This is a genomic window from Pseudomonas sp. GW456-L13 (assembly GCF_017350115.1).
Classification (GTDB): Bacteria; Pseudomonadota; Gammaproteobacteria; order Pseudomonadales; family Pseudomonadaceae; genus Aquipseudomonas; species Aquipseudomonas jessenii.
Genome location: NZ_JACNAS010000001.1, coordinates 2999217 through 3021392 on the forward strand (window position 1 = coordinate 2999217; position 22176 = coordinate 3021392).

The 22176-nt window shown below is 54.8% G+C and carries 18 protein-coding genes and 1 pseudogene; 11 read left to right on the forward strand and 8 right to left on the reverse strand.

Going from position 1 to position 22176, the window contains the following annotated elements:
- Window positions 1-108 precede the first annotated feature (108 nt).
- On the forward strand, window positions 109-600 hold the full coding sequence (locus tag J4D25_RS13510) for a glycine zipper domain-containing protein (protein ID WP_057712453.1): 492 nt from the start codon (window positions 109-111) through the stop codon (window positions 598-600).
- Window positions 601-666: 66 nt separating this feature from the next.
- Here J4D25_RS13510 and J4D25_RS13515 read toward each other — a convergent pair whose 3' ends face one another.
- The 3 genes from J4D25_RS13515 to J4D25_RS13525 form a co-directional block, all read right to left on the reverse strand.
- Entirely contained in the window at window positions 667-1089 is a 423-nt protein-coding gene (locus J4D25_RS13515) for a thioesterase family protein (RefSeq protein WP_057712454.1), read from the reverse strand.
- Window positions 1090-1264: 175 nt separating this feature from the next.
- Window positions 1265-2491 (reverse strand): 3-hydroxyacyl-CoA dehydrogenase, encoded by a 1227-nt coding sequence (locus tag J4D25_RS13520; protein ID WP_057712455.1) that lies wholly within the window; start codon window positions 2489-2491, stop codon window positions 1265-1267.
- A 229-nt stretch (window positions 2492-2720) separates the two neighbouring features.
- On the reverse strand, window positions 2721-4655 hold the full coding sequence (locus J4D25_RS13525) for an ATP-dependent DNA helicase RecQ (RefSeq protein ID WP_057712456.1): 1935 nt from the start codon (window positions 4653-4655) through the stop codon (window positions 2721-2723).
- Window positions 4656-5103: 448 nt separating this feature from the next.
- Between J4D25_RS13525 and J4D25_RS13530 the strand changes: the two genes are divergently transcribed.
- The 6 genes and pseudogenes from J4D25_RS13530 to J4D25_RS13555 all read left to right on the forward strand — a co-directional run bounded on the left by J4D25_RS13530 (window position 5104) and on the right by J4D25_RS13555 (window position 11629).
- On the forward strand, window positions 5104-5394 hold the full coding sequence (locus J4D25_RS13530) for a hypothetical protein (RefSeq protein ID WP_057712457.1): 291 nt from the start codon (window positions 5104-5106) through the stop codon (window positions 5392-5394).
- 433 nt (window positions 5395-5827) lie between these two features.
- Window positions 5828-6127: a hypothetical protein gene (locus J4D25_RS13535; RefSeq protein WP_057712458.1), complete on the forward strand. Its 300-nt coding sequence runs from the start codon at window positions 5828-5830 to the stop codon at window positions 6125-6127.
- A gap of 84 nt (window positions 6128-6211) precedes the next feature.
- Window positions 6212-6515: pseudogene (locus J4D25_RS27325) on the forward strand (helix-turn-helix domain-containing protein).
- A gap of 854 nt (window positions 6516-7369) precedes the next feature.
- Window positions 7370-8635: an ABC-three component system protein gene (locus J4D25_RS13545; protein ID WP_057712460.1), complete on the forward strand. Its 1266-nt coding sequence runs from the start codon at window positions 7370-7372 to the stop codon at window positions 8633-8635.
- A complete protein-coding gene (locus tag J4D25_RS13550) occupies window positions 8628-9311 on the forward strand; it encodes an ABC-three component system middle component 1 (RefSeq protein WP_057712461.1) in 684 nt (227 codons plus the stop codon). Before J4D25_RS13545 ends, J4D25_RS13550 begins: the two co-directional genes overlap by 8 nt.
- Before the next feature lie 2 nt (window positions 9312-9313).
- The gene (locus J4D25_RS13555) at window positions 9314-11629 is read left to right on the forward strand and encodes an AAA family ATPase (protein WP_057712462.1); all 2316 of its coding nucleotides are present in this window, start codon (window positions 9314-9316) and stop codon (window positions 11627-11629) included.
- Between the two features lie 59 nt (window positions 11630-11688).
- Here J4D25_RS13555 and J4D25_RS13560 read toward each other — a convergent pair whose 3' ends face one another.
- The 3 genes from J4D25_RS13560 to J4D25_RS13570 all read right to left on the reverse strand — a co-directional run bounded on the left by J4D25_RS13560 (window position 11689) and on the right by J4D25_RS13570 (window position 15166).
- Window positions 11689-13230, reverse strand: a complete 1542-nt coding sequence (locus J4D25_RS13560) for a phosphoenolpyruvate carboxykinase (RefSeq protein ID WP_057712463.1) — start codon at window positions 13228-13230, stop codon at window positions 11689-11691.
- 180 nt (window positions 13231-13410) lie between these two features.
- Window positions 13411-14313 carry an Hsp33 family molecular chaperone HslO gene (gene hslO / locus J4D25_RS13565; RefSeq protein WP_057712464.1) on the reverse strand — a complete coding sequence of 301 codons (903 nt, stop codon included), beginning with the start codon at window positions 14311-14313 and terminating at the stop codon, window positions 13411-13413.
- A gap of 445 nt (window positions 14314-14758) precedes the next feature.
- Window positions 14759-15166, reverse strand: coding sequence for an RNA-binding S4 domain-containing protein (locus J4D25_RS13570; protein ID WP_057712465.1), 408 nt, complete (start codon window positions 15164-15166; stop codon window positions 14759-14761).
- A 234-nt stretch (window positions 15167-15400) separates the two neighbouring features.
- Between J4D25_RS13570 and J4D25_RS13575 the strand changes: the two genes are divergently transcribed.
- On the forward strand, window positions 15401-15862 hold the full coding sequence (locus tag J4D25_RS13575; protein ID WP_080925313.1) for an ATP-dependent zinc protease: 462 nt from the start codon (window positions 15401-15403) through the stop codon (window positions 15860-15862).
- On the forward strand, window positions 15859-16764 hold the full coding sequence (gene rimK, locus J4D25_RS13580) for a 30S ribosomal protein S6--L-glutamate ligase (RefSeq protein ID WP_007972871.1): 906 nt from the start codon (window positions 15859-15861) through the stop codon (window positions 16762-16764). Before J4D25_RS13575 ends, rimK begins: the two co-directional genes overlap by 4 nt.
- A gap of 130 nt (window positions 16765-16894) precedes the next feature.
- Here the strand turns inward: rimK and J4D25_RS13585 are convergent, their stop codons facing one another.
- Together J4D25_RS13585 and ompR are read right to left on the reverse strand one after the other, a co-directional pair.
- Complete coding sequence (locus J4D25_RS13585; RefSeq protein ID WP_057712466.1) at window positions 16895-18208, reverse strand: ATP-binding protein; 1314 nt, start codon at window positions 18206-18208, stop codon at window positions 16895-16897.
- A gap of 115 nt (window positions 18209-18323) precedes the next feature.
- Window positions 18324-19064 (reverse strand): two-component system response regulator OmpR, encoded by a 741-nt coding sequence (gene ompR, locus J4D25_RS13590; protein ID WP_007983158.1) that lies wholly within the window; start codon window positions 19062-19064, stop codon window positions 18324-18326.
- 361 nt (window positions 19065-19425) lie between these two features.
- On the opposite strand from ompR, the gene J4D25_RS13595 reads away from it, so the two are divergent.
- Window positions 19426-21750 (forward strand): Tex family protein, encoded by a 2325-nt coding sequence (locus tag J4D25_RS13595; RefSeq protein ID WP_057712467.1) that lies wholly within the window; start codon window positions 19426-19428, stop codon window positions 21748-21750.
- A complete protein-coding gene (locus J4D25_RS13600) occupies window positions 21750-22133 on the forward strand; it encodes a PaaI family thioesterase (RefSeq protein WP_007972875.1) in 384 nt (127 codons plus the stop codon). Before J4D25_RS13595 ends, J4D25_RS13600 begins: the two co-directional genes overlap by 1 nt.
- Window positions 22134-22176 lie beyond the last annotated feature (43 nt).

The window sequence follows — 22176 nt, forward strand, 5'->3', positions numbered from 1 at the left end:
AACAGTAACTTGCAATATTGTATACAGGTCGTGTTATTCGTCGGATTTCGATTGTCACGCCCATTCCAGAGCCTCAGGATCGCGCCGTCATCCCCTTGAGGTTCCTCCATGAAGTTCTCCTCGATTCTCTTGTTGTCCCTTGGCCTGGTCAGCGGTATCGCATCTGCTGGCGGCACCACCGAAGCCGGTGTAGGCGGCGCATTGGGCGGGGTTCTAGGCTCGGTCGTCGGTCAGTCGTTAGGCGGCAGCACAGGTTCCACCATCGGCGCGGCCCTGGGTGGCGCGGGTGGTAGCGCCGTCGGCGCAAACAAACACAGCCGTGGCGAAGCAGCCCTTGGCGGTGCGTTGGGCGCAGCAGGCGGTAACGTGGTCGGCCGCAGCATGGGCGGCACCACCGGCAGCTTGATCGGCGCTGCAGCAGGCGGCGGCGCCGGTGGCGCGCTGGGTAACTACATGGGCAAAGAGTACGATCATGATGACGACGACGATCGTCGTTCGTATCGCGGTCATGGTGATCGTCGTTACTACCGTGACGGCCATCCGGGTCGTGGTCATGCCTATGGCCATCGCAAGAAGCACCACAAGTACTACCGCGACTAAGGCCTCGAGCGCCTCGCTGGTAAGTACAACAAAAATCGCAGCCCAAGGGCTGCGATTTTTTTTGCCTTACTGAACCACCAGACGCTCCAGCGCCCCGCGCAACCCTGCAGGAATCGCCACAGGTTGATTCGACGCACGATCGACAAACACATGCACGAAGCGCCCCGCCGCACAGGCCTCGTCTTCCCCTTGCTTGAACACGGCCAGTTCGTATTGCACCGAGCTGTTGCCCAACTTGCCCACCCGCAGACCGATCTCGATGCGGTCCGGGAAAGCAATGGAAGCAAAGTAATCACAGGAGGAGCTCACCACGAACCCCACCACCTCACCGTCATGGATATCCAGGCCGCCGACTTCGATCAGGTAAGTGTTCACCGCCGTATCGAAGAAGCTGTAGTAGGTAACGTTGTTGACGTGACCGTAAGTGTCGTTGTCGTGCCAGCGGGTAGTGATGGGCTGGAAGTGCGGATAGTCGGTGCGTTGGGGCATCAGCGTTGATTCCTGGAGTGGGTTCGCCAGTCTAAGGCGAAAACCGCGTTATCGTTCTTCGCGAGCAAGCCCGCTCCCACATTCGATCTTCGGTGAACACAGATTTTGTGTACAACCGATATCCAATGTGGGAGCGGGCTTGCTCGCGAAGGCGCCCTTGCAGGCGCCGCATCAATCACTTGTCAGCGAAGCCTTTACCAGCCGCCGCCAGCTCCCCAATCACCCGCGCCGGATTCCAGTGATCACCCTGACGCGTCTCAAGGTCGATCAAGCGCCGGTGAATGTCCGCCAACCCTTGCTGATCCGCCCAGGCCATCGGCCCGCCCTTGTCCGCCGGGAAACCGTATCCGTTGAGGTAGACCAGATCGATATCGTGAGCCGACCCGGCGATGCCTTCCTGAAGGATCTTCGCGCCTTCGTTGACCAGTGCCAGCAAGCAGCGCTCGAGAATCTCCTCCGGGCCAATCTCGCGGCGCTGGAACCCCAGCTCCTCACTGACTTGAAGCACCAGTGCGTCGACCTGCGGATCGTGTTCGGCCTGACGACTGCCCGGTTCATAGTGGTAAAAGCCGTTGCCACTCTTCTGGCCGAAACGTCCCTGCTCACACAAACGGTTATCCACCTGGACCTCCGGAGCATCCTGCCCGATGCCGGATAACTGGCGCGAGCGCCATTGCAGGTCGACGCCCACCACGTCGAACATGCGGAACGGCCCCATGGCAAAACCGAAGGCTTGCAGCGCTGCGTCCACCTGGTAGGGATAAGCGCCTTCGAGCAGCATTTTTCGCGCTTCGAGCACATAGGTATTGAGCATGCGGTTGCCGATGAAACCGTCGCAATTGCCCGACACCACACTGACCTTGCCCATGCGTTGGCCGAGCGCCAGTGCCGCGTCGAGCACCGCTGGTGCAGTCTGCGCGCCACGGACGATTTCCAGCAGTTTCATGATATGCGCCGGGCTGAAGAAGTGCAGGCCCAGCACTTGCTGCGGCCGGCGTGTGACCGCGGCGATGGCATCGATGTCCAGCGCCGAAGTATTGCTGGCCAGAATCGCCTCAGGTTTGAGCAGGCCATCGAGCTCGCGGAAAATTTTCTGCTTGAGCTCAAGGTTTTCGTACACCGCTTCGATGACCAGGTCGACATCGCGGATGGCCACATAACCATCCGCCGCCGTAACGCGCGCGATACGGGCATCGGCTTCGCCCTGATCAATGCGGCCCTGACGCACGCTGTGGGCATAGGTGTCCGCCACGGTGGCCAGCGCTTGCTCCAGCATTTGCGGATTGTTGTCGACCCACTGCACGGTCACTCCGGCGTTGGCCAGGCACATGACAATGCCACGGCCCATGGTGCCCGCGCCGATGACGGCGGCGCGCTGAATATTCGACGGTGTCTGGCTCATGTTTTGTTCTCTTGTTGGCGATCCGAAGACAGCCACCACCATAGTCAGCCACCGGCTTTTTTTGAAATTTATTCCTGTGATGAGCAACATTCAGCGGATGGATGTAGCCCTGCCAGGTACTGAGTTCCCTATGGGAGCGAGCTTGCTCGCGATGGCGGTGTGTCAGTCGCCATCAATGGTGAATGTGCCAGCCTCATCGCGAGCAAGCTCGCTCCCACAGGTTTTTGGTTCAGCCGGCAAGATGTTGCTCTGCCCAACTGCGCACCCCGGCATACGGATAATCTTCCAGCGCCGCAAACCCGGGAATCGACCGCGCCTTGAGCTTGGTGAACAACGGCACGCTGATCCCGCACAGAAACCGTGTTACGCGTTCAGCCGAGGGCACGTTGCCCGTGTGCTGCTCGTGCCTGTGGATAAAACCGCCACACAGCGCCTCGAAATTCTTATCCACAAGCGCCGGCAACGCCGGTGGTGCCGGTAGCCGCGCCACCTGCCCATGACACACCGAACAATGTCCACATTGCTGCGGGGCATTGTGGTCACCGAAATACTCGGCCAGGCGATAACCCAGGCAACGGTCGGTGGCGAACAGATCCAGCATCGCGTGAATCCGCGCGATCTCGGTGCACTCATGCCGAGTGAAATAGCCGTGCAGTTCCTCGCTCAACGCGACGCTGTCGAACCCGCTTTGCAGTACGCTGTAGACCTCGGTCATCTGCTTGCTTTCGAGCTCCACCCAACCTTTCTCCTGGAAGTAATCCAGCGCCTTGACTACCCGACTGCGCTCGGCCTGATGCTGCTCGTACAGCGCCTCGAAATTCACCGTGGCCCAGGTCCGGGCGCGGCTGGAGGTCTGGATGATCGCAGCGACAAAATCCCTGCGCTCGCCTTCGAAACGCGCCAATAGCACCTCGGGCTCCTGCACATACTTGAAACGGTACTCGGCGTAGTACGCGTAGCGCGGGGCGATCAACCCGCGCAATTCGAGTTGCACCAGTAAGGTCTTGAGCGGCAACTGGCGAATATTGCTCTGGTCTGCCAACGGCCCCAGCAGAAACTCCCACTGCCCTTCGGTGGCGGCGGCATGCATCTCGTCAAGCACGCAACGGATGCCATCCAGCTCGGGTGTGTCGCCGTAGACGAAGTTCTCCAGCACGTTGAGGCTGTCGCGGTTGGCCAATACCAGGCAGTCCGACGGCTGCCCGTCACGCCCGGCGCGGCCGATTTCTTGGCTGTAGTTTTCGATGGATTTGGGCAGGTCGAAATGCACCACGTTGCGGATGTCGCTTTTGTCGATGCCCATGCCGAAAGCGATGGTGGCGACGATGCAATTGGACTGCCCGCCCATGAAGCGACGCTGGATCGCTTCCCGTTGCTCATGGGGCAACCCGGCGTGATAAGCCTCGGCCTGAATGCCGTTGCGGTTCAGGTGTTCGGCGATGTGCTCGGCGGTTTTCTGCAAAGTGACATAGACGATGCTCGGCTGGTCCGGACGCTGGCTCATCCATTCGACAAGACGTCGGCGCTTGTCCGCTCCGCGAACCGGCTCCACCAGCAAATTGAGGTTCGGGCGATAGAAACCGGTGGTCACCACATCGTCGGCGGCGATGGCGAATTTCGCCTGCATGTCAGCGATGACCTTGGGCGTCGCCGTTGCGGTCAACAGCAACACCTGCGGGATGTTGAACTGGCGTTGATAGTCGGGAAGCTTGAGGTAGTCCGGGCGAAAGTTATGCCCCCATTCGGAAATGCAGTGCGCCTCGTCCACCACCAGCAGCGAGATCGGTACTTGCTGCAAAAAATGCCGGAAGCGCTCGTTCTTCAGGCGCTCCACGGAGATCATCAAAATCTTCAGTTCGCCGGATTTTGCCCGGGCCATGACGTCGCTGGCGTCATCGCGGCTCTGGGCCGAATCGATACTGCCCGCCGAGATGCCGTGGCGTTGCAGGAACGCCAGTTGATCCTGCATCAACGCCAGCAAGGGGGAGACCACCAGCGTCAGGTGCGGCAGCAACAACGCCGGTAATTGGTAGCAAAGGGATTTGCCAGAACCGGTGGGGAAAATCGCTGCCGCCGAGCGCCCGGCCAGCACGGCACTGACGGCCGCCTCCTGACCGGGTCGAAATTGTGGATAACCGAAAACCTGCTCCAGGGTGTTGTGCATAAGCTGTCACTCCGTTGACTGCTGCGGAGTCAAAAGCCTAGCCGGCGATCGCAGCGAGTCGAGAAAAGGTCGGGGGCAAAAACGATACCGGATGATACAGCGGATGGCTGGAAGGGCTTGAGATCGCTTTCGCGAGCAGGCTCGCGAAGAGGCCAGCACACCCACCGCAAAACTCGAAATACCCGACAGCTTCCAAAGCCCTCTCTGCCGATACTTGCTAAACAGCGACTGACAACCCCGTAGGCATTTTTACCGGCAGCGGCTACGGCGCACAAACCTCCGAAAATGTGTAAGCCTTTTCCTCGGAACACGATAAATACCCTACAACGCCTGTCCATTTCAGCCATCTTGTCCTGCAACGCCAGGTCCTCCTATAGTTTCCGGCGCGGCTGAAAACAGTGTCTCGGCCTGCCGGGAACACTTGCCGATTTCGCACAGGACCCACTCGATGAAGAAAGCCGACACGCCGACAGCCCGCTATCACCCGCTCAAGAGCCGCTACAGCGAAACCCCAGTGCTGGTCATCGATACCGAGGCCGACCCCTACGAGATCCTCGACGCCGCCCGACAACGCATACGCGCCGCCAGCGACCTGCTCGAAACCCTTTATTGCACGTGTTTCAAACAGGCCGAAGCGAGCGACATCCCCAAGATCGTCGGCGCCCTGTACCTGCTGACCCAGGACGGCAACGACCTGCTCGACATCGCCCGGCAGCGCCTGCCGAAATTCACCGACTGAAGCCCCACCACAATCTCCTGTGGGAGCGAGCTTGCTCGCGATGAACGATAACGCGGTCCTTCTGAGGACAAGCACATTCTGGAAATCTCGCTGTGGATAACTCCGTCAGCAACGACCTATGAAAGCTTCGGCAAGGTCCTACAAAACAAGACACCTTGTCGGCTATCGATACCCAGTGACTCACTCCTATAGTCCGGAGTGTCGCTGCCAAATCAGCGACTCGGGCTTGGTCACCCGATGGAACACATAAACGCGTCCGTTGTATGCTGCCGGCACTCAAGTGTCTGCACGTTTTATGGTGGCTGTGTTTGGGACGCCTTCGAGCGTGCCGGTTTTGTGTGTTCTCCCGGTTGACCAACCCGAACACAGTCCGCCTCCCATCGCTTGGTCACGATGGCGGTGGTTTCATCTAAAACATTTGAGAATACATAAAATGAACAAATGGAACCCGTTCACCAACGAACGCTATCTACCACTCCACACCAATCTCACCGATTCCCAGCCCCTGATCATCGACACAGAAGCCAACCCCCAAGACATCCTCGACGCCGCCCTCCAGCGCATCCGGGCCTCCAGCGAATTGCTGCAAACCCTGCACTGCCAATGCTTCAAACACGGCGACCTCAAAGACATCCCGCACATCACCCACGCGCTCTACCTGCTGACCCAGGACGGCTGCGACCTGCTCAAAGTCGCCCAGCAACGCATGCTGAACTGGAAAGCCCCAGTCTAACGTCGAGTGAAGAGTTCGTTCTCACGTTCTACGTGAGAACGATCAAACATCAGTTAATGCCGTCATCGAACACTGAAGATAACCATGAGCAAGTTTTTTGATGAACTGATGGAAAGCGTGCAACAGATGGACGAGATCGTACGGGGTGAGCATCGGCCTTCCCGCGATTTCCATGCTGATGCGTTGCAAATCAAAGAAATTCGTAAGGTAACCGGTTTGACTAAGGCCAAGTTCGCAGCGCTAATCCACGTCCAACTCGACAACTCTGCGCAACTGGGAGTAAAGCCGTCGCGAACCGACAAGGCCGGCCAAAATTCTGCTGAAAGCTATAAAGATCGCTCCCACGCCCTGCATGGGCCAGTCAAGCATTCGTAGCTCGAGACAATAGTGTTGACTGAATTAACATTCAATCATACACAAGCTCAATGCGAAAAGTTCCGCCGCTCAAATTACATGGCCAGCCTACATCTCGCAGGATTCGAAACCTAACCGGCAGACCTCGACAAACCACGTCCTACACGAGAAGCGGCGCTCGCCAAGTACCGACACGTCAAACTGCCAAAATCTGTTCCCGCCTTTCTCCCCAAGCCTAGTGAACAATAAGATCCATCCAAGCCCAGTCAGACAACCCCACGATGAGCCTCGCCCCAATTTCCCAGACGACCAAGCCACGCACCTGCTCATGCAGCTGATACATGAAGAGATCTGTGTGCCAGAACGCAAAACCATTAGCCACGTCACCTCGATCAATTTTGATACGGGCTGCGACCCCGCTGATGCCCGGCAGTTGATGGAAGCACTCTAGGCACCAGCTCTCTCGATCCAAACGACCTAACTCACTCAGACGTCCAAAAATTGACGCACCATCTCATACCAAATTCTTAGGGTGGTGTATCTGCGCGACGTGGTGGCATAGTGACGCCATTACGGTCTACTCTCTTGCTTTGTGAAAGCACGGTACGTAAGTAATTGTTTCGCTGATGAAGGACGAGTAACCAGCCCCGATGAAAGATCTAAAGCAAGTTCCGACACACCAAACAATGTTAAACACTTTCATAGACTTCAGATATTCAACAACCCCAGATTATTTTCAGTCGAAATTGTCAATCGACGAATGGGGAACTTAGAATATTTATTAAACAGAACCTTACAACAATCAAAGCGGAAAAAGCCATTCCAAGTCAGTATCGATAGCGTGGATTTCAAATAAAAACTTGCGTACGTAACAAAAGGGACATAGGCATGACTACAGTAAATTTAAACGACGAACACACTGCAATAACAACTTGGAGTGGCTTTGTTTACCAGGGAAAGATCGCTACCTACCACTGCTTACACATCTTAAATAAAAACATCAATCAAGATGGAGCATCTCTTCAGCTAGATTATTTCGAAGATTTTTCAATAGTAGATAAAAACGGTAAAGCAATCTCTCTTCACCAGGTAAAAGCTCTGAAGTCAAAATCATATGGTACGTATACCGACGCGTTCGACCAACTAATAGAAAAACAAAAAAAACATGGTAAAGCAACCGCATATTTCCATCTTGCACAGAAAATAAATAATAAAACCAACAAAGAAATCGAGGACTCTCACCCCCCAATAAAAATATATTTGTACGACACCGAAAGCTGCGCCCCCTTAAAAAAAATTGACGAACTAATTGAAGAACAAATAAAAAGCTTCTATGAAACCCATCTATCATTCGAGCATTTTAAAACCACAGAGGAGTACCTGAAAACAACTAGAGTTTTCATCGACCAACTTGTTCTAAAAAAGACACTATTAATACATGCAGCTGTTCACGCCAGTACAACCACAGCAAAAAAAGGAGCAAAAGAGCAGACAATAGAGCTCTCAGAGTTCCTCAACATTCTATCTAGCGATTTAAATACAGTTGGCAAAACCAAAGAATATTATTTATTCCTATTAAAGCAAGATCTATACCGTTATCACGAGCAATTTTGTTATGAAAATGAAAATTGCACAGCAGAGGAGCTAGAAAAAATATCACACTGTCTACTGAAAATTACATCACTAGATGAAGCTTGCACTATACGTTTTTTGAGACAATTACTACCAGATAGAGAGTTCAAAATAGATTCTTTAACTGACTATAAAGACAACACATTAACTCAAGATGGAGTTCGCGATTCTTTTCTTAAAATGCTCCGTCTTTTGAGAACTCCTGACTTCGATAACGAAAAGTTTATAAGATGGGAAGCAAACTCTAAAATTTTTACCCCTACAACCATTCATCATGGCGCCAGCAGCAAAGAAGTAATTTGCGAAAGAATAATTAAGAACGCGTTAGATACTGACTTGGAACTAATGTTCGAAGGCGGATCATTAATAACTTCAGATATAGAAACAGACTCAATTTGCGCTGAAGCCCCAGAAATTATCGACTCAGAGGACTACGACGAAAGCAAGGAAAATATAATAACAAAATGGAAGAAAATATCTCTGACAACTATAAAAAACGCCGTGAGCGAAATCAATGATTAACATCATAAACTCCATATTCATTTCCAGTAATTTTAGATCGACCGAATGTAGAAACGGCACCATTTATACATTGTCGGAAGACGAAAAAAAATCCTTCTGGCTAGTCGTTACAGCGAAAAATATAGATGCAATCCTGGAACATCAAGCCAAATATTTCGAGGACTGCAAAGAAGTTGTATCGGATTCTGCTCTCGAAAAAAATCTATCACTGCTAATTTTGCACGAGACAAAAAATCTACTAAATTCATCGTTAAAACAAAAAACTCTAGAAATCGAAGAAAACCCATATTTTTTTAAAAAATACGTACTTTACTTCACGCCAACTGAACTGAGTTCCTTATTAAGCACAAGTACGTCTATAGATATGAATTTTTTAGGGATTCAAATCTCATCCAAAAAAACATTTGCAGCTTATAAAGAAAATTTAAACAACGAAACTTGGCAATCTCTTCTATATCGACTAGCGATTAAGGTGCCATTCGTAAAATTAAACTTAGGTTTCGCAGATAGTTTAGAGGACCTTCACTCAAAAAATCTGCACGCACTATCTGAGTCTAAGAGCTCAGCATTCAATGATGACTTTTTTAAGATCATGTCCAACAAATCAATTACCGAAATAAAAAACACAAAAGCACTGGACTTACTTGAGCGCCTTTCAGTTGCAATTGAGGATTAAACATGCAAGTTAGCATTATCAAGGTCTTCATTCAAAATTTTAAAATATTCGACAAAATCGAAGTCGACTTTGGAAATCCAAACTTAGTCGTTTTCGATGGGCCTAATGGCTTCGGAAAAACTTCGTTCTACGATGCCATCGAGTTACTACTAACCGGTCAAATAAGGCGTTACAAAAGTCTTAGCGAAACCGCAATCGACAATCGTGAAAGCTACAAAGAGAACCCATATTTAAATATCGGCTCAAAACATAATGAGCTTATAATCAAAGCAGAGCTTTTAGTAAATAATGAAACAATATGCATACTCAGGAAATACACCGACACTAAATTACCGCTAGAAAGTCTATCTGACTTTAAACCAAAACTATATAGAGCCGACACATTCCAAAGCGAAGCCCACACGCTAATTGAGGACGAAGGTTCTTTTCTCGAAAATCTTCTCGGCCGAAACTATTTGAGTAACTTTGAATTCTTAAACTATGTAGAACAAGGAGATAGTACGTATATTTTGCGTAAAAAAGGTAAAGAGCGAAAAACCGCTATTAGTCATCTTTTCAACACAAGTTCATTCGACAATCAGATAGAGATGTTGACTGAAACCTCGAAACGAGTCGGAACACTTTGCGACAAAGCTGCGCAAGCGTCACATAAATTATTACAGGCCGAGTTAGATCTCCTGAAAGACTCAGTCCTACCTGAAGTCCCCTACAAAAAATTATTTGATATCTCTCCAGAGTGGGACCTAGAGAATCTTGAATTTAAAAATGGAGAGTATACAAAGTGGCTAGCTAACTCAGGCGACATACCTACACTCAAAGAGCTAATTACAAACAAGACACAATTTCTGGAATTCTTAAAAAACAAAGAACTAAACAATATCATCGAAAATAAAGCATTAATTCAAAAAACCTTATTAACCTTTAATTTTCTTGAGCATCATGAAAACCTTAAACTTCAAAGTCAAAAAACTGAAGCATTAGAAAAAGTAGCAGATTCTATTGAAGTTGGACTGATATCAGCTATCGATGCAGGCCACCTTAATTTAGAGAACTCGCTCAAGGAAGTGCTAGAAGACGCAATTGACACGATCCAATATCAAGACAGTCTCGAATCAATTAAAACTTTAATTTCAACAACTGACAATCTAAGCAATATCCTTAATAAATTAAAAGAGACTCGCGAAACATTAATTGGCCACTTCAACTCCTACGAAAATGCAACTACCCCCTCAGATGAATGCCCATTATGCGGTCACACCTGGGGGACAAGCGATGAGCTACACCAACAAATCGAAGTGCAGTCGAAGGGAATAGAAGCCATTCTGATTCAAACAAACGACAAACTTACTGCTGAGCTTGTAGTATTTTCTACAGAACAGATACCGATAGTCACATCCATCATTAGTGACTACATCACTAATCACAAACCAAATTCGACCCTCCTTACTGAACTCAGCAAATCTAATTTCACCGAAACTGACCTACGAAACAACTTTACTTCAATACTTAAATTTATCCCAGATGGAGAAGCCTATCTGAATAACTCCTCAACTAAAGACTATGCGGACAGGGCATCAGAGATTATAGAAAAACTCAAAGCTTTACTCATACCAGCTGATCAACTCAACATAACAAGCACACATCACAACGCCTTCATAAGCATACTTAAAGAGGATACTAGCAAACTCGATAACTTGAGTGAGGAAGCACTATCAGAAAAAACCTCTTATATTGAATGGATGCACTCACTTTATCAGAGCACCTCTTATCAAACAAAAAAAATAGAAGTAGATAATAGCACTCACACAATAACCAAGGCCAAAAAATTAAAAGAAAAACTTGACGCGGTAAAAAAGACCTACGAAAAATCCTTAAAAGAGTATCAGACCGACATCATTCAAAACATTGAAATTCTCTTTCATATTTACTCAGCTCGTATCGTGCAAGACACACAGGGAGGGCTGGGGCTGTTCATAAACGCTGATAAAGATGGAATTCGCTTTTTAGATGACCCTAAAAAGCAATACGACGCTGCTTTTTCAATGAGCTCCGGGCAACTTTCGGCGCTCGTAATATCCTTCACCCTTGCGCTACACAAAAGATATTCTCACAACAAACTTTTGTTAATTGATGATCCAGTTCAGACAATGGATGACCTTAATGTTGCAGGCTTAATCGACTTACTACGACAAGAATTTAGCGACAGACAGATATTCATCGCGACACATGAACATATGATGTCTGCATATATGAGATATAAATTTCAAAAACACGGGCTCCAGACAAAGCAAATCAACTTTAAAACAGCCAATGTCTAAATCTTGCTCCTAAAAAAGCCGCCCAATGGGGCGGCTTTTTCATTACTTCAATCCAACACTTACAGCTTTGGACCAGCAGCCTTGATCGCGTCGCTCACTTCGAACTTCTTGAAGTTCTCGATGAACAGGCCGGCCAGTGCTTTGGCGGCTTCGTCGTAGGCGGCTACGTCGGCCCAGGTGTTGCGTGGGTTCAGCAGGCCAGTCTCAACGCCCGGTACGGCCACTGGCACGTCGAGGTTGATGGTGTCCAGGTGCTCGGTCTCGGTACCGATCAGCGCGCCGCTCTGGATCGCTGCGATCACGGCACGAGTGGTCGGGATGTTGAAGCGTTTGCCGACGCCGTAGCCACCGCCGGTCCAGCCGGTGTTGACCAGGTAGACCTTGGAGCCGAAGCCGCGGATGCGCTTGATCAGCAGCTCAGCGTATTCGCCGGCTGGACGCGGGAAGAACGGCGCGCCGAAGCAGGTGGAGAAGGTCGACTTGATGCCGCTGCCCGAACCCATTTCGGTCGAACCGACCAGGGCGGTGTAACCGGACAGGAAGTGGTAAGCCGCTTGTTCTTCGTTGAGGATCGACACTGGCGGCAGTACGCCGGTCAGGTCGCAGGTCAGGAAGATCACAGCGTTCGGCTCGCCACCGAGGTTCTTCTCGGAGCGCTTGGCAACGTGCTCCAGCGGGTAGGCGGCGCGGCTGTTCTGGGTCAGGCTGACATCGGCGTAGTCGGCGTGCTTGGCGTCGTCGATAACGACGTTTTCCAGTACCGCGCCGTGCTTGATGGCTTTCCAGATAACCGGCTCGTTCTTCTCGGACAGGTCGATGCACTTGGCATAGCAACCGCCTTCGATGTTGAACACAACGCCTTCGCCCCAGCCGTGCTCGTCGTCACCGATCAGGTAACGGCTTTCGTCGGCCGACAGGGTGGTTTTACCAGTGCCGGACAGACCGAAGAACAGGGTCACGTCGCCTTCTTCGCCGATGTTGGCGGCGCAGTGCATTGGCAGTACGTCGGCAGCCGGCAGCAGGAAGTTCTGCACCGAGAACATGGCTTTCTTCATTTCACCGGCGTAACGCATGCCGGCGATCAGCACTTTCTTCTGTGCGAAGTTGATGATCACGCAGCCGTCGGAGTTGGTGCCGTCACGCTCTGGCACGCACTCGAAGTTGGCAACGTTCAGGACCTGCCACTCGTCACGACCCGCCGGGTTGTACTGAGCCGGGTTGATGAACAGGCAACGGCCGAACAGGTTCTGCCAGGCAGTCTGGGTGGTCATCTTCACGGCCAGGTAGTGCTCGGAAGCCGCACCGACATGCACGTGGGAAACGAAATGCTCTTGCGCGTTGTTGAATGCCTCAACGCGAGCCCACAGGGCGTCGAACTTGTCGGCCGGGAACTTGCGGTTGATCGGGCCCCAGGCAATGGCAGCCTGGGTGCTTGGCTCTTCAACGATGAAACGGTCGACTGGCGAACGGCCGGTACGGTGACCGGTACGAACAACCAGCGCGCCGGTATCGGCAAGCTCGCCTTCACCGCGATTGAGGGCTTCTTTAACCAGATCATCAACACTCAGATCGGTGTACACGGCATTGTTGGCTTGCGTCATGAGGTTCCCCGTCGGCCAGTGGCCGAGTGCTCCAAACGTTTTTGTAGTAGAAAGTCGTGCACTACTACCGCGAAAAAAGTGGGCCGGATTATGCCAGAAAAGCCCAAAAAGAGTAGGCCCCTCCTGTCGTAACGGCGTTAATCCGGCGCAAGGCAGTGAATTTACCTGCGCTGAACCGTTTTAGTGACGGGTATCTGACGGCGTCTCGATACCCGCGCCTGCGAACAATTGAGTGACATCGGCCGCGTCAAACAGGTAGCGCTGGTTGCAGAACTGGCAATCGATTTCGATGTTGCCACCGTGTTCCTCCACCAATTGCTGCGCGTCTTCCATACCCAGACTGACCAGCGCATTGGCCGAACGTTCGCGCGAGCAACTGCAACGGAAGCGCAGCTTCTGCACATCGAACAGACGCACCTGCTCGTCGTGGTACAGGCGATGCAGCACGGTTTCGTTGTCCAGGCTCAACAGCTCATCGGCGGTCAGCGTACCGCCCAGGGTGGTGATGTGCTGCCAGCTGGCGGCGCGTTCGTCTTCGTCTTTCAAACGATCGGCCGGCAGTTGTTGCAGCAACAGGCCACGGGCACGACGACCATCGGCGTACAGCCAGAAACGCGTGCCGACTTGCTGGGACATGACGAAATAGTTGGTGAAGCATTCGGACAGGGTGGCGCCGTCGAGGTCGACGATGCCCTGGTAGCGCTGGCCCTGTTTCGGGTCGATGGTCAATGCCAGGACGCCTTCAGGCATCAGGTCGGCCAGGGTGGCATCGGGAGCGATGCGATCCGCGTCGTAACGGGCCAGGCCACGGATGTCGCGCTCGCTGGAGCACTCGATCATCAGCAGCGGAATCGGCCCTTCGGAGCGGGCTTGCAGAATCAGCAAGCCATCGAACTTCATCGTGCCGACCAGCAACGATGCGGCCGCCATCAGTTCGCCGAGCAGTTGCGCGACCGGCTGCGGGTAGGCGTGTTTGGCCAGGACTTCGGCGTAGCTGAGCTCCAACGAAACCAGCTCGCCACGGGTGTCGCTGTCATCGAAGATGAAGCGTTGTGTGAAGTCGTTATCCGCGTGATCGGTCATAGGTCTGGGTATCTGAAGTAGTGAAAATGGTTACAGGAAACAAGAAATTTACCTTGCGCGACCACTCGGGTGCGCAACGTTCAGCCATGAAAGGCATTTTATGAACAATCCGGGCCTGATCCAAGCAGGTGGAACAAGCGCTGATGGGTTCCGGGTCGTTTCCCGCCCTGCACTGCTGGCAATGTGGTTATGGCCTACAGATCAGAGATCTGTGTGTGATTTTCGACGAGCGGCGATATCGTCCATGCGATGCACTGCTGGCCAGGCACAGATATGGATGCGCACCGGGTCAATTGCAAGTCTTGGCCTGAAGGCACGGCGAAACCTGGCGAGTGTCGCGCACTCGATCGTGGGCAATCCACGCCCCCACAGAAATGACACAAACCCTTGTGGGAACGGGCTTGTCCGCGATAGCGGCCTGGCAGTCGCCCGAGAAATATCTGTATTAGTCGTCGTTACTGCTGCCACGAAACTTGAACAAATCCCGCCGCTGTTTCTTGCTCGGCTTACCGTCGGTGCTCACGCCCAGGGCTCCGGCCTTTCTTTGCGCCGCGGCCTCTTCGCGCTTGGCGATGCTGGTCAGGGTCTCGGCATACAAGGTCTGCGCCTGCGGCGCGCCGCGGCGAACGATCGATAACGCCTGGACCACCACTGTGCGCTCCTCGAAACCGGTGCGAATCACGAACTCATCGCCGATTCGTGGCTCTTTACCCGGCTTGCAGCGTTCACCCCGGCAATGCACCTTGCCGCTTTCAATCGCTGCCTTGGCCAGGGCGCGGGTTTTGTAGAATCGTGCAGCCCACAACCATTTATCGAGGCGGACTTTGTCGTCCTCTTCGTTTTTTTGTGCCATGGAATTTCCTCATTCTGAAATATTGGTGAACTGTACTACCGTTTCTGACGTACCAAGAATTTCACCGTCTCGGATTACAATGCTGACATTCCATAACCTCCTTGCGAGGCTGGAAATCCGGGCCGTAGATATCTGTCGCCTTTTAATCATTATTCTGCGTGAATACCGCGAATCCGGCCGCGTGCGGCCCGAGCGGTTTCTACCGGTTGAGCACTATTGAAGACATTTGACCATTTGACCGTTGTCGGTCTGCGCGAGTGGGTGGCACTCCCGGATTTGGGAGTCGCCGGCCTTCGGGCAAAAATCGACACCGGTGCCAGCACCTCAAGCCTCCACGCCACCGAAATCGAGCCGTTCGAGCGCGATGGTGAGCAGTGGGTGCGTTTTACCGCCCACCTGGGTTCCGTCGTACAACTGCGCCACCGACGCTGCGAAGCACCGCTGGTGACGATGAAAACCATTAAAAGCTCAAACGGTCACGCGCAGGTGCGATACGTGATCAGCACTACCCTGGCCCTTGGTGATCGGGTCTGGCGGGTCGAGTTCACGCTCGCCTGCCGCAAGTCCATGCGTTATCGCCTGCTGCTCGGCTCCAAAGCCCTGATTCACGGCCAGTTGGTGGTCAATCCGGGCATCAAGTACGTACAAGACAAGCCGGTGTTCCCGGTATCTACCTCCTCCACAGGTGTTGCATGAAGATCGCTGTGCTGTCGCGGAATCCGCGTCTGTATTCCACCCGTCGTCTGGTCGAAGCCGGTACCGAGCGTGGCCATGAAATGGTGGTGGTCGACACTTTGCGCGCCTACATGAACATCGCCAGCCACAAGCCACAGATCCACTACCGCGGCAAACCGCTGGAGGGTTTCGATGCGGTGATTCCACGGATCGGTGCATCCGTGACCTTTTATGGCTGCGCAGTGCTGCGCCAGTTCGAAATGATGGGGGTATTTCCGCTCAACGAATCGGTGGCCATTGCCCGTTCGCGGGACAAGCTGCGTTCGCTGCAATTGTTGTCCCGTCGCGGGATCGGCTTGCCGGTGACCGGGTTTGCCCACTCCCCCGATGACATTCCCGACCTGATCGAAATGGTCAACGGTGCGCCGTTGGTGATCAAGGTGCTGGAAGGCACCCAGGGCATCGGCGTAGTGCTGTGCGAAACCGCCACGGCCGCGGAATCGGTGATCGAGGCGTTCATGGGCCTCAAGCAGAACATCATGGTTCAGGAGTACATCAAGGAAGCCGGTGGTGCGGACATTCGCTGCTTCGTCGTCGGCGACAAGGTGATTGCAGCGATGAAGCGCCAGGCCAAGCCCGGCGAATTTCGCTCCAACCTGCATCGCGGTGGCAGCGCGAGCCTGATCAAGATCACCCCGGAAGAGCGCATGACGGCGTTACGTGCGGCGAAGGTCATGGGGCTGGCGGTGGCAGGCGTCGACATCCTGCGCTCCAACCACGGGCCGTTGGTGATGGAAGTTAACTCGTCGCCGGGTCTGGAGGGAATTGAGACCACCACCGGGAAGAATGTGGCGGGGATCATCATTGAGCATCTGGAGAAGAATGGTGGGCCGAATATGACTCGGACCAAAGGGAAGGGTTAAACCTCAAGCCTTGTGGCGGCAGGGATGCCGCCATCGCGAGCAAGCTCGCTCCCACAGGGTTTTAGCCAAAATCACTGTGGGAGCGGGCTTGCCCGCGAAGGGGCCGTCAGCTCCACTGAAAAATCAGGCCTTAAACGGCATCCCGCGGCAGCAGCAACCCCAACGGCAACCGCACCCGCGCTTCCAGCCCACCGCCCGAGCGGTTACGCAGCTCAACGTTGCCGCCATGCATCGAGGCAATCCGCTTCACGATCGCCAACCCCAACCCGGTGCCCTTGCCACCCCGGGCACGGTCACCGCGGGTGAACGGGTTGAAAATCGCCTCCAGCTCCGAAGGATCGATCCCGGCACCACGGTCCATGACACTCAGCACTACATACGGTGCGCTGGTATCCCCGGATACATACGCCGCCACCTCCACACCGCTGCCGGCATGATGCAGCGCGTTGCCGATCAGGTTGTTCAACAGTCGCTTCATCGATACCCGACGCAGCGGAAACGGCTGGATAGGCTCCAGGCGCAGCCGCACTTTTTCTTCGCTCTGGTTATACGGCGCGGCAACTTCACGGACCAGGTCGCTCAGGTCGACCTCTTCCACCGACTCGTCGCGCCCGTCACGAATGAACGCCAGGAACTGATCGAGAATCGCATCCATGTCTTCGATGTCACGCACCATGTCGTCGGTCAGGTCCGTGTGATCGCCCATCAGCTCCAGGGACAGACGCAATCGCGTCAACGGCGTGCGCAAATCATGGGAAACCCCGGCCAGCATCAGTTCACGCTCGCGACCGGCCTGTTCGACGTCTTCAGCCATCTGGTTGAAGGCGCGGTAAACCTCGGTCATCTCGCTCGGCGTATCGCTGATTGGCAGGCGCACACTGCGGCCCTGGCCAAGTTGCCGCGCGGCATACACCAGACGCTTCAAAGGTTGATTGAGCTGGCTGACGAAGATCCAGGCCGAAGCGGTGGACAGCAGGCCAATAGCGAGGAACCAGCCCAGCACGTTCCAGATTTTCTGGCCGCGCAACGGATGGGGATAAAGCGGTACTTTCAGCCAGCCATCACCCAGGCTTGGCGCCCGGACCCACAGCGCCGGTGGCGAATGCATGCGCAGCCGGACCTCAGTGTCGGCACCCAGCTCCGCCTGCATCTGCCGCTGGTAGATCTCGCTGTAAGGCCAGTGCTGTTCGCCTTCCGGCACGCCGGCACCCACCACCCGGATCAAGGTCGCGGCCTCGGCGATCTTGCCGCGGTTTTCTTCATCGGCAGCCCAATAGGCGCGCAGCGTCAGGGCGACACCGTGGCTGTACTGGCGGTCCACCAGCACGTCTTCGTTCATCAGCAGATAAACCAGGGTCAGCGCCTTGGAGAAGAGTACGACGATGAGCACCAGCCAAAGGGTGCGGGAGAAGAAGCTCTGGGGAAACCAAACGGGGGTTTTCATGGATAACCGTTAAACACTTGCAGGAGCGAGCGATGCTCGCATATTGCGGATCGCGAGTCTGCGGACAGGATCGATTGATCCGATGTCCGCGTGACCCGCTCCTACAAATCGCCAATCACTTGGTGGCGGTACCATCCGGTACAAACACGTAACCCACGCCCCAGACAGTCTGGATGTAACGCGGTTTGGACGGATCGGGCTCGATCATCCGGCGCAGACGGGAAATCTGCACATCGATGGAACGCTCCAGGGCATCCCACTCGCGGCCACGGGCCAGGTTCATCAATTTGTCGCGGGTCAGCGGTTGACGCGCGTTCATCACCAGGGCCTTGAGTACAGCGAACTCACCGGTGGTGAGCATGTGCACTTCTTCGCCGCGCTTGAGCTCGCGGGTGGCCAGGGACAATTCATAGTCACCGAAAGTCACGCTTTCGTCTTCGCTGCCTGGCGCGCCCGGCACCGGAGCCGACTGGCGACGCAGGACCGCTTTGACGCGTGCCATCAGCTCATCGGGGTTGAACGGCTTGGCCAGGTAATCGTCGGCACCCAGCTCCAGGCCCTTGATGCGGCTCAGCTCGTCGCCCTTGGCGGTCAGCATGATGATCGGAATCTGGTTGTTCGCGCCGCGCAGACGGCGGCAGGCGGTCAAACCGTCTTCACCGGGCAGCATCAGGTCGAGTACGACCAGGTTGAACACTTCGCGCGCCAGCAGGCGATCCATTTGCTCAGTGTTCGGTACGGCGCGGGCGCGGTAGCCCTTGCTGACGAAAAAACGCTCCAGCAGGCTGCTGAGCCCAGGATCGTCGTCAACAATAAGAATTTTTTCGCCTTCAGCAGTTTGTGCAGTGCTGCTCATTGGATGCTCCTTTGATCTCGGCGCGCATTATGGCGTAGCTGCCGTTATACGCACCGTGTGCATTGTTAGCAGATTTTTCCTTTAGTGCCAGAAAACCGGCCATTTCACCTGCAACCCGCGATGTCCCCGAATGCCGGAACGCTGGTTATAATGCGCGGCCTTTTGTGTCAGGCAACATCAGACAGGTACTACAGACGGACACCATTTTTTTTCATGGCGCCGGCAGTAATTGTTCGATTTCACGGGTCAACGGGATACCTTTTGATCCAGGTAGCGGCGCAGGCCAGGCCGCTCAACCAGACTCGCCCAGGCCCTATCTCTGCGCCTGCGAGCCTGCTTTCACAATTTGTCAGGTGGTTTTATGGACAGCATCAACAGCCGCATCGCCGAGGAACTCGGTGTACGCCCACAACAGGTCGAAGCGGCCGTCGCGCTACTCGATGAAGGCTCTACCGTTCCCTTCATCGCCCGTTACCGGAAAGAAGTGACCGGCAGCCTCGACGATACGCAATTGCGTCATCTGGAAGAGCGCCTGCGCTACCTGCGAGAACTCGACGAACGGCGTATCAGCATCCTCGCCAGCATCCAGGAGCAGGGTAAGCTGACCCCGCAACTTGAACGCGACATCAAGCTCGCCGACACCAAGACCCGTCTCGAAGACTTGTACCTGCCGTACAAGCAGAAGCGCCGCACCAAGGGCCAGATCGCCCTGGAAGCAGGCCTGGGCGAGCTGGCCGACGGCCTGTTCAACGACCCGTCCCTGAGCCCGGAAACCGAAGCCGCACGTTTCATCGACGCGGAAAAAGGCGTGGCCGATGTGAAGGCTGCCCTCGAAGGCGCCAAGTACATCCTGATGGAACGCTTCGCCGAAGATGCCGGCCTGCTGGACAAGCTGCGCAGCTACCTCAAGCAGGAAGCCACTCTCAGTGCCCGCGTGATTGCCGGCAAGGAAGAGGAAGGCGCCAAGTTCCGCGATTACTTCGAACACGACGAACCGCTCAAAAGCATGCCGTCGCACCGCGCGCTGGCGATTTTCCGTGGCCGTAACGAAGGCATCCTCAGCTCCGCGCTGAAAGTCGGCGACGAACTGCCGGGCACCATGCACCCGTGCGAGGGCATGATCGGCCAGCAATTCGGCATCCAGAACCAGAACCGCGCCGCCGACAAATGGCTGGGTGAAGTGGTGCGCTGGACCTGGAAGGTCAAGCTCTACACCCACCTGGAGACTGACCTGTTGGGTGAGCTGCGCGATGGCGCGGAAACCGAAGCGATCAACGTATTCGCCCACAACCTGCACGACCTGCTGCTGTCGGCCCCAGCCGGCCCGCGCGCCACTTTGGGTCTCGACCCGGGCCTGCGCACCGGTTGCAAGGTCGCCGTGGTCGACTCGACCGGCAAGCTGCTGGATCACGCCACGGTTTACCCGCACGTGCCGCACAACAAGTGGGACCAGACCCTCGCCGTGCTCGCCGCCCTGTGCGCCAAGCACTCGGTGGACCTGATCGCCATCGGCAACGGTACCGCCAGCCGCGAAACCGACAAGCTGGCCGCTGAACTGATCAAAAAATACCCAGCCATGAAAATGACCAAGGTCATGGTTTCCGAGGCCGGCGCATCGGTTTACTCCGCCTCGGAACTGGCTTCCAAGGAATTCCCGGACCTGGACGTGTCGATCCGTGGCGCCGTGTCGATTGCCCGTCGCCTGCAAGACCCATTGGCCGAGCTGGTGAAGATCGATCCGAAATCCATCGGTGTTGGCCAGTACCAGCACGACGTGTCGCAGCTGAAACTGGCCCGTGGCCTGGATGCAGTGGTCGAGGACTGTGTGAACGCCGTCGGCGTCGACGTAAACACGGCTTCCGTGGCACTGCTGGCGCGGATCTCCGGCCTCAACGCGACCCTGGCGCAGAACATCGTCAGCCACCGCGATGAGCACGGCGCATTCAAGACTCGCGCAGCCTTGAAGAAAGTCGCGCGCCTGGGTGAAAAAACCTTCGAACAGGCCGCAGGATTCCTGCGCGTCATGAACGGCGAAAACCCGTTGGACTCGTCGGCGGTTCACCCGGAAGCCTATCCGCTGGTTCAGCGCATCGCCGCCGAAACCGACCGTGACATCCGCTCGCTGATTGGCGATGCCACGTTCCTCAAGCGTCTCGATCCGAAGAAGTACACCGATGAAACCTTCGGTTTGCCGACCGTGACCGACATCCTCCAGGAACTGGAAAAGCCCGGCCGCGACCCGCGCCCCGAGTTCAAGACCGCCGAGTTCCAGGAAGGCGTCGAAGACCTCAAGGACCTGCAACTGGGCATGATCCTAGAAGGCGTCGTCACCAACGTGACCAACTTCGGTGCCTTCGTCGATATCGGCGTGCATCAGGACGGTTTGGTGCACATCTCTGCGCTTTCGGAGAAGTTCATCAAGGATCCACGAGAAGCGGTGAAGGCCGGTGACGTGGTGAAAGTGAAGGTCATGGAAGTCGACATCCCGCGCAAACGCGTGGGCCTGTCGATGCGCATGAGCGACACTCCGGGCGAGAAAATCGACGGTGCCCGCGGCGCACGTCCGGGTTCGGCGCCACGCCAATCCCAGAACACCGCACCGCGCAAGGAAACCACGGCAGCGGCCCCGAGCAACAACGCCATGGCTTCACTGTTCGCCAATGCCAAGCAGTTGAAGAAACGTTGATGGACATTCCCGCCGGGCTGACCGAAAGCGCGTTTTTCAAGCTGCTGGGCTGCCGCTTGCACAGCCTGGAAACCGGGGTGGCGCAAGTCGCCCTGGCGCTGGAACCGGAACTGCGCAATCGCGGCGGCAAGCTGCACGGCGGGGCCTTGTTCAGCCTGGTGGACATTGCCATGGGGCTGGCCTGTTCCAGCACCCACGGCTTTGACCAGCAGAGCGCGACCATCGAGTGCAAGATCAACTACATTCGCGCCGTCTCTGACGGCGAGGTGATGTGCACGGCACGGGTGATTCATCCGGGCCGCCGCACGTTGGTGGTTGAAGCCGATGTGATGCAGGGCGACAAACTGGTCGCAAAAGCACAAGGCACGTTCGCTGTCCTGTAGCTAGTCGTCATCAATTTGAGTTAATTTCAGCGCAATACATCCT